This window comes from Myxococcaceae bacterium JPH2 (assembly GCA_016458225.1).
In the GTDB taxonomy this organism is placed as follows: Bacteria; Myxococcota; Myxococcia; order Myxococcales; family Myxococcaceae; genus Citreicoccus.
This window is the reverse complement of sequence record JAEMGR010000065.1, coordinates 1-8,463: the sequence shown is the minus strand read 5'-3', so window position 1 is coordinate 8,463 and position 8,463 is coordinate 1. Positions and strand designations below refer to the sequence as shown.

Sequence of the window (8,463 nt, the reverse complement as noted above, 5' to 3'; positions counted from 1 at the left end):
CCTTGACGCTCACCGGAATCCTTATGCGGAGAGAGTCATTGGCTCAATTCGTCGGGAACTGCTGGACCTTGTCGTCGTCCTGAACGAAGCCCACGCACGGCGCCTGCTGCGCGAGTGCCAGCGCTACTACAACGCGAGCCGGACGCACCTGTCGCTCGGGAAAGATGCGCCCGAGACGCGTGAGGTGCAGGGCCCGGAGCATGGCGCCAAGGTGATAGAGCTACGGGACGTCTTCGGGCTCCACCACCGGTACGAGCGCCGCGCTGCGTAGCGTCTCGGTCCTTCCAACAACACCCTCGTAGATGCGCGCGTGCTGGACGAGCCTACCTGCGTTCGCAGGTCGGGAGGGGAGTGTCCACACGCAGGCAGAGAAGTATTGAGGCGTCTGAGCCGGGCGTAATTCCGACATCTATCAAATGGAAGAGGGGACCGAGCGGCTCGTCATGCGCATCGCTCACGTCATGGCGCGCGTTTTGACGCAGCTTTGACGCACTCATGACGCAGCGACTGAATTTTGGGTAGGCACAGGCATCTTGGTCTGCGGGGTGGAGCGCCGAGAGCGCTCTCTTCAGCGCCGCGAGCCAAAATCCCTTGGAATTCAGGGGCTTAAGCACGAAGGCCCCGCGATGTTATCGCGAGGCCCGTGTTAAACAAAAAAGGCCCTACCGGTTGGTAGGGCCTTTCAAGTAGCTCCCCGAACGAAGGCCTGCGCGAACTCGTTCTCGGCGTCTCTCTAAAGAGTGCGACGAGAAAAATGAGAAGCGTCCTGGGGTTGGATGAAGTCAGGAAATTTCGGGGTCCGATTGGTGGGCCGCGAACTTCTGTCGACAGGTTTTGCCCTGCTCCTTCTGAGACAGGTCTTGCTGGTCTCGTTGTGCGATGGCTCGTCATGCGATGTGGCAGGGCATGTCACAGGCCGTCCTGCCGGTCGCTGCTGGACCATTCGCTCACCCAGCTTCTTTCGAGTATTCGTCCACGTCCCAGCCGAGCAGGACCAACACCCTGCCGCGGCGCAGACGTCCGCGCACTGCCTCCCGTATTGGTAGCTGCATCCATCCCGACACATCACGGCCGAGGACCCACCGGGCGGATTGCCGTCACGCGCGTCGTCTGAATTGGAATCGCCACAAGCGAAGCAGGACAGCCATTCGCACAGACTCAACAGCAGCATCCGCTTGCTTCTCGCGATACGCTATCCAGGGTCACATGCCAGCAGGACATGAAACGCGCGACGCATCCGCCACAATCGCGGCCACGGCGCGCCATGTCCTTGGGATGCAAGGCGGCCCTGATGTAGGGTGACGACGACTGGGGGATATCTGGAGCACCGAATGCAGTGGAGAACAGCGGTACTGACGGCCCTCCTGTTGGGGTGTGCCCCCACGTTGAAGCCGCCCGAGACGGCCCTTCCGAGCACCCCCGCCGCATCGCCCACCTCTGTGGTGACGGAGGACATTGACCGCTTCTGGGTGGCCCATGACGCGGCGGTGGCGACCGAGGACGTGGCCGAGCGCGCCGCCATCATCCAGCGCCTCTACATCGACCCCGGCACTCCCGGGCTGCATGCGTTGATGCAGGCGCGCGACTACACCGCCCAATCCTTCGCCGACGTCATCACCCGCTATCCCAAGTACTGGGCTTCCGTCCGCCCGCTGACCTCGCGCGCCCGGAGCGCGGCCTCGTCACTGGAGAAGGACCTCGCTACCTTTCGACGCCTGTACCCCGAGTTCCAGCCCGCCACCATCACCTACGCCATCGGCGCGATGCGGACAGGGGGGACGGCCCTGGGCCGACAGGTGCTCATCGGCTCGGAGATCGCGCTGACGGACGAGACGGTGGACGTGTCCGAATTCTTCGAGCCGATGCGCACCCGCCTGGGCTCCTTCTTCGCGACACGCCCCCGCGAGAACAACGGCCAGAACAACATCCACGAGTACGTCCACACCCAGCAGCGCGACATGGCGGACGTGCTCGCCTCGCGGGTCGCCTACGAGGGCGTGGCGGAGTTCGTCGCCGAGCAGGTCACCGGCAAGCGGCCCGCGCTGGAGATGTACCGCTACGGCCCCGCGCACGCCGACGCCATCCGGGCGCACTTCGTGGCGCAGATGGACGGCGCATCCCTGAAGGACTGGCTCTACAACGCGCCCACCAACACCTTCGGCGTGTCGGACGTCGGCTACTACGTGGGGTACGAAATCGCCCGGCGCTATCACGAGAAGGCCCCCGACAAGCGCGTGGCCCTCCGGGAGATGATTCAGCTCGACTATGCCGATGTCGCCGCCGTGAAGGCCTTCATCGAGCAATCCGGCTACCTGAAGTGACACTTCGAGCGGGGCACGCGTCGAGTCGCGCGTGTCTCGTTCGGAGTCAGGCTCGGGACGCGGCTCACGCCTTGCGCGTCGCCGCCTTCGGAGCGGTCTCTTCACGCAGCACCTGGAGGGCGTGCTCCAGCAGTTCGTCCCGGCCCACCTGGAGGCCCGCGAGGGCGGATCGCACCTTCACGTGGTGCTCCAGCCCCTTCTTCTGGAGCTGGCGCCCGTCGCCGTGAAGCACGGCCTGCCCAGGGGAGATGAAGACGACTCCGCCCGGCAGCAGCGCCCGGGTGATGTCCCACTGGTCCCCGAGGCGGGGCTGCCCACGAAGACGGTGTCTGTGGTGGCCTCCAGCATGAGCCCCGCGTGCTCGGCCTGGCTGATGGCGCGCGCCGGCTTGGGCTCGCGTGTGCCATCAGGGGCTCAATCGGCCTGTCCACTGGCCAGGAGCATCGCTCGGGCGGCCCTGTCAGCGGCCCTCTTCGACCCCTCTGCACCCTCCCTCCCCCTCATCCCGCCCTCAGCCGTGCGCGCCTCGCTCACTCGGAGTGACGCAGTGCCGCATGTGGGCCTTGACGCACCCATGACGCAGCGAACGAGTTTTGGGTAGACACAGGGTGTCGGTCCGTTCTCCTCGCCCCATGGCCGGCCAACACCGGACGGCCCCGACCTATTTGCAGACACGACCTGAGCGTTGTTTGCCTCAAGGGACTTCCCGCAGCCCAGAATGACATAGGGCCGGGAGAACTTGACCGCCTTGGTGTTGCTGAACGCGCAAATCGTTTCTCAATCCCTATCCGCTCGGGCCTTCACCGCGACTGGCCGGATGCTGAACGGCACGTCGACGTAGGAGTCGATGGTATTCAGCACCCGGGCCATGATCGTCGGCCGTTCTCCCCGAGACATGGCCAGCCGCATCTGGGCCTGATGCCAGGCTGTGACGTAGCGGAGCTTTGGCGGGGTGAGGTGGATTCCCCGATGCATCGAGCCCTTCAGGAGCTTCCACGTGAGGCGCTGTCCCGGCCCCCAAGGCAGCCTGTACGCCACGCGCCAGCGCTCCGGTAGGAGGCCGGCGGTGAGCACCTCATCGAACTGTCCTCGGGTGAACGGCGAATTGAAGAGAAGGCCTGCCAGCTCAAGCGCCGTGTCTCCCACGCTCAGCCGCTCCCCCGCCAGCTCACCGTTATACCACTCGTAGAAGGACTCGAGCGTGGGCGGCACCTGCTCCGGTAGGAGTCCGAAGTACGCTGCGGCGCGCAGCGTCTCCTGATAGTAGCGGCGCTTCTCCTCGACGCTGAGCGGCCGCACGAACGTGTCGAAGATCAGCATGGCGGTGTCGATGAGGGTAGCGTGCACCCAACGCAGCAGCGAAGGATCGTTCGCGCGATAGGGGTCGGAGCCCTGCGGGCTGGCACCGTCCGGAAGTGCGCCGTAGACGCGGCTGTGTACGCTGTGGATCCGCTTCGCGGCGCCCGTCGCCTCCGAGAGGCCACCAAACTTGAGCTGGTACATCGCCGTATAGGTGCGTCGCGCACGGCCGAGCAGGTCATTCCGGAAGTTGCTGTTCTGGGAGATACCGTAGGCCACTGCCGGATGGGCTAGTTGCAGCAGGATGGCGCGCAGTCCGCCGAGGAGGATCACCGGCTCGCGATAGAGCACCCAGGTCACGCTGTTGGGGCCGTAAACGCCCTCGACCTCGCCTGCCGCGTGTTCCCGCATGTAGTCGAGACACTTGCGGAAACGCTCGCGGTCCAGGTTGATCTGCTGCTCCACTTCCGGAGGGGGCGGCCACCGCCTCGGGTTCGTCTGCGTATTCATGAATCTATCCCCATCATGATTGTCACAGCAGTTGCTCCTCTAGCAGGTCGGGCCCTATCACGTCCGCGCGCCATCTCCCGCGACGCCGGAGTATAGCAATTGGGCCGCCAGCGCGCGCGAGTGCAGCCCAAAGCTGCGGCCCTCCATGCGCGTGGTGAATCCGTGAGCGAGGAGCCTGGGGCGTGTCTACGGCGCGTTGCCCACCTGATCATCCACCTGTGCCTACCCCAAATTCGGTCGCTGCGTCATGGGTGACTCAACTCGCGCGCCACGACGGGGAGCGCCAGGTCCAACGGAGTGTCGGATATCCTCTCATTCATGGAGGCCAGCCCCGTGGTTACGCCTCGTCCGTACGCCCCGAAGTAGGTCTTGATGCCCCGTCGAAGGAGCTTTGGGGCGTCGAAGCAATCTCTCACGATGGCCGCGTGGATACGGACGCATTCGGAGGTGGCGTGGTCGGCGGAGATGACGACGATGCCAGTGTTCCACATGACGTCCGGAGCCTCGGTGTCAATGGTGCCCTACTGATGGCGTGGGCCCAGTACCCGGCGGGCTCGGCCCAGTGCCAGGAACCCGCCTCGCGCATCGTTAGCCCAGGCGGAACGACGACCGTGCGCGCCTCGCTCACTCGCATTGACGCGCTGCGGGGCTGGCCTTGACGCACCCATGACGCTGCGACCGAGTCTTGGAAAGGCACGGCCGTGCGCGCACGCAGGCGGCACTTCCCGCGTCGATGAATTGATGTCCGCCTGTGCGGGGCTGCCGGCAGGCATGGAGAGGCACGTGCGAAGAGTGCGAAATCGAGATATGCTGGCAATGCCGCATAAGGCGGCAAATTGACATGGGAATGCGCATGCAAAGATTCGCCTTCGGTGTTCTGTTGGCGGTGGGCTTGTCGCTCGGGTGCGGAGGTGTCAGCGAGGACGGACCCGCAGCTGACGCGATGGATACGCAAGAAAGCGCTTTGACCCCAAGCTGTAAGCCGGGGGAAACTCCCGACAGGTATACGCTCTGTGGTGCCTGTACTCCTCTCAAGGGCAACAAAACGGTTCTCGATTGTATCAGGCCGGATGGCACCCGTTATGAAGCTGGAATCATCAAGCAGGACTGCAACATCTGTCTCTGAGGAGGCGGCTTAGTCTCTCCGCGTTGCCACTACGGCCCGCCCTAGACAGCTATCTGCGGCGGGCCGTCATTCATCGCCAGCGGAGCTCCGATCACCCTCCCGTGCTGATAATTCTCGGCAGATGCATGTGGATGGTAGTTGCATCGTCAGCTAGTACAGGAGGATGGCGCGTGCGCGCCTCGCTCCCTCGCATTGACGCGCTGCCGAAGGTGGGCTTGCGCACCCATGGTACGGCGACCGAATTTGGGTAGGCACACTTGGTAGAACGACACCGACGAGAGCTTCAACGGACGCCCTCGCGAGGAGTGCCTCAGAATGGAATAGTTTCGCTCCAGGGCGGAGGCAAAGGCCGTCATCGAAGCAAGGCGACCGCACTACAACAGGGTCCGACCCTACTCGAGCCTCGGTTGCCTCACGCCTCTGGAATCTCGACAGCAGTGCGATGCAGTATTACCCAACCCATCCCGGGCGGCGCCTCTCTCGTAATCAGTGGCTCGAAGAATCCTGGCAGGTCAAGCCCTCCCCTAAAAAACGACGGAGCGATCACTCGACGTTTGAGTGGCCGCTCCGGTTTTTAAGGAACGTCAGGGGCTATCGAATCTGCATGATGAGGAGGGACGCGGAGACTGGGTGGGTTCCACCGGCGAGGGGGGTCACCGTCAGTGCCGGAGAGTTTCCAGAGGGGTTGCGGACGGTAAGTATCGAGTTCACGGAGGTCGTCGTTAGCAGCACATGGCCCATGAGCTGGGACGTTCCGGTAGCACGTCCGACCACGGTACTTGGCTGCTCCACGACTCCAGAGCCACTGTCGAGACCAAGAACCAGCTGTCCGGCTTCGGCGACGCTCACCTGCCAAGAGATTTCGTAGACACCAATCGCGGGCAGATTGAACTGGCTGGCGCTGGCCCTGCTGATTCCACTCATTGCACCATTCTGAGGGAACTCCACCGCGGATGCGGCCGCAACGGTCGCCGCATTGTCGGGCGGCATGAGGGCATAGAAGTAGCCGAAGGAGAGGATGCCGCTGGCCGGACCTGGAGCGCCGTTGCAGACGTAGTCGACTCCGGTCGAGGAGGTGTACTTGACGCCTCCATTGGCGCAGTTCGCGCCAGGCGGTTCAGACGCACCAGTCACGCTCTGCCCCGTGGCTCCGGTGGCACCCGGCGGGCCCTGCGGCCCCGTGGCTCCGGTGGCGCCCGGCGGGCCCTGCGGCCCCGTGGCTCCGGTGGCGCCCGGCGGGCCCTGCGGCCCCGTGGCTCCGGTGGCGCCCGGCGGGCCCTGCGGCCCCGTGGCTCCGGTGGCGCCCGGCGGGCCCTGCGGCCCCGTGGCTCCGGTGGCGCCCGGCGGGCCCTGCGGCCCCGTGGCTCCGGTGGCGCCCGGCGGGCCCTGCGGCCCCGTGGCACCAGCAGGACCTGGAGCGCCATTGCATACGTAGTTGACTCCGGTCGAAGAGGTGTACTTGACGCCTCCATTGGCGCAGTTCGCACCAGGGGCTTCGGAAGAGCCGACCACGCTCTGGCCCGCAGCGCCCGGCTGTCCAGGCAGCCCCTGTGGCCCCGTGGCACCCTGTGGCCCCGTGGCACCCTGTGGCCCCGTGGCACCCTGTGGCCCCGTGGCGCCCTGTGGCCCCGTGGCGCCCGTCTCGCCTGGTGGCCCCGCCGTGCCCTGCGGCCCCTGCGGCCCCTGTGGCCCTTGGTCGCCGACACAGGTTCGTGGCGGGCAGAGCGCCAGACAGACGACCCGTGCACGACACTGCGTCTCGCCATCGTCCCACGTCGCTGCGAACACGTTGTCGATGACGTCATCGGTCACGCCGTCGGCATGCGCGAGTTGCTCGCACTCGTCAAACGAGTGCACGGTGGTCGAGAACGTCTCGGTGTGCGACTCGCCAAGGGCGAGTATGTACGGTGGCGGCCGCGAGGGCGTCCAGCCAAACGCGTCGGTAAGCAGTTGATCCACCACCCCTTCAACGCCGGACGGGCTCGTCGGGTGGACATTTCGAACCGTCATCGTCCATGTGAGCGTTGCTGGGTACGATTGCACTTCATAGATGTGCTCGCCATTCACTCTCTTGTCGCATGCGAGCTCATGCGCAAATGCAGCCTTGCCCGCGAGCAGTGCTGCTAGCATTACAATCCGTCCGACACGCATTTGTCCCCCATTGTCTTGTTCATTTCGATATTCAAACGTGTTGTATCTTGGCTCTCGCGACGCGCTGTCCGCCCGCCGTGTCCGTCAGTAGCGGATGATGAAATCCGGCAGCAGGGAGACTTGAGCACCTCGGTCGACCAATGAGCGCGCGAGGTCGATCTCGAACACGACCTTGCTGCGCGTTCGGAGTCGTGCGGCGTCAGCCACCACGAAGAGTGGTGGCCCACTCAGGTCAAGCGCCCGCGTCTGCCCGTTGTGCTCGATGATTCCTTCCGGCTGGAATCGCAGATGGATCGCGACCTTGTTCGCCTCGACCGGAAGGTCGAACACCGTCACCGCCCACGCGTTCTGAGCGTTGCCGAGGTTGAGCTCGCCACCCTTGAGTTGAATCGGGAATGAGTGGCCGTCGACGGTCAAGTCGAGTGATGCCACTCGCACGAGCACAGACCCCGTCCCGTGGACGCCGAGCACCCGCACTGCGACCCTCTGCGTCTTTGCCCCGTCCACCGGGGGATCCGTTGTCGTGCTCCCGTCGTCCGGGGGATCCGTTGTCGTGGTCCCATCCTCCGGGGGATTCGCCGTCGCCGGCGTTTCGTCGTCCGTGCCCTTGCCGCAGGCGACGATGGTCAGAACGAGTGCAAGGCTGATGATGCCCTTCATTGAGTCTCTCCTGTTGACCGCGATGGCGGTCGTGCGGAAGGACTCTTTCATTCACTGTGCCAAGCGATTGCCCACGCTGCTCCGAGGCCGACCAGCCGGCCCTATTCGCTGCCTTCAGAGGGGAAGTGCTAGGAGCAGGACACGCGCTGGTGTGCCGATGTGGTCGCCGTGTCGTTCCACGACAAGGTCGCGGAGTTCCACGGCCTCGGAAGAGAAGTTCCGTGGCTGCAGGCTTTGCTCATCCGAGGAACCATATCACCGACCCGAGGCGACTCTGCCATTGCCGTGAAAGGTTGCCTTTGGACTTCCAGGTGCTCGCTACCTCCGAGGCTGCGAAACGGCAGGTCTCGATTCTCCCCCTGTGTCAGGGAAGTTGTCGCCTCGGCTGAGATGCCG

General features: G+C 64.8%; 6 protein-coding genes and 2 pseudogenes. 3 read left to right on the top strand and 5 right to left on the bottom strand.

The genetic code is table 11. The features are described 5' to 3' along the window. Together JGU66_35975 and JGU66_35970 are read left to right on the top strand one after the other, a co-directional pair. The coding region (locus JGU66_35975) for a transposase (GenBank protein ID MBJ6766180.1) at positions 1-271 on the top strand (271 nt) is incomplete at its 5' end. Positions 272-1,331: 1,060 nt separating this feature from the next. Further along, positions 1,332-2,321 carry a hypothetical protein gene (locus JGU66_35970; GenBank protein ID MBJ6766179.1) on the top strand — a complete coding sequence of 330 codons (990 nt, stop codon included), beginning with the start codon at positions 1,332-1,334 and terminating at the stop codon, positions 2,319-2,321. Between the two features lie 64 nt (positions 2,322-2,385). On the opposite strand, the pseudogene JGU66_35965 reads toward JGU66_35970, so the two are convergent. Together JGU66_35965 and JGU66_35960 are read right to left on the bottom strand one after the other, a co-directional pair. Further along, positions 2,386-2,669 (bottom strand): annotated as a pseudogene (locus JGU66_35965) (hypothetical protein). 429 nt (positions 2,670-3,098) lie between these two features. After that, positions 3,099-4,130, bottom strand: coding sequence for a DUF2236 domain-containing protein (locus JGU66_35960; protein ID MBJ6766178.1), 1,032 nt, complete (start codon positions 4,128-4,130; stop codon positions 3,099-3,101). 1,480 nt (positions 4,131-5,610) lie between these two features. Between JGU66_35960 and JGU66_35955 the strand changes: the two genes are divergently transcribed. Then, a complete protein-coding gene (locus JGU66_35955) occupies positions 5,611-5,742 on the top strand; it encodes a hypothetical protein (GenBank protein ID MBJ6766177.1) in 132 nt (43 codons plus the stop codon). 105 nt (positions 5,743-5,847) lie between these two features. Here the strand turns inward: JGU66_35955 and JGU66_35950 are convergent, their stop codons facing one another. From JGU66_35950 to JGU66_35940, 3 genes and pseudogenes are all read right to left on the bottom strand, one after another. Further along, positions 5,848-6,801 carry a collagen-like protein gene (locus JGU66_35950; GenBank protein MBJ6766176.1) on the bottom strand — a complete coding sequence of 318 codons (954 nt, stop codon included), beginning with the start codon at positions 6,799-6,801 and terminating at the stop codon, positions 5,848-5,850. Further along, positions 6,784-7,266 (bottom strand): annotated as a pseudogene (locus tag JGU66_35945) (collagen-like protein). Before JGU66_35945 ends, JGU66_35950 begins: the two are co-directional and overlap by 18 nt. 225 nt (positions 7,267-7,491) lie before the next feature. Continuing rightward, positions 7,492-8,118 carry a hypothetical protein gene (locus JGU66_35940; protein MBJ6766175.1) on the bottom strand — a complete coding sequence of 209 codons (627 nt, stop codon included), beginning with the start codon at positions 8,116-8,118 and terminating at the stop codon, positions 7,492-7,494. Positions 8,119-8,463: the final 345 nt, after the last annotated feature.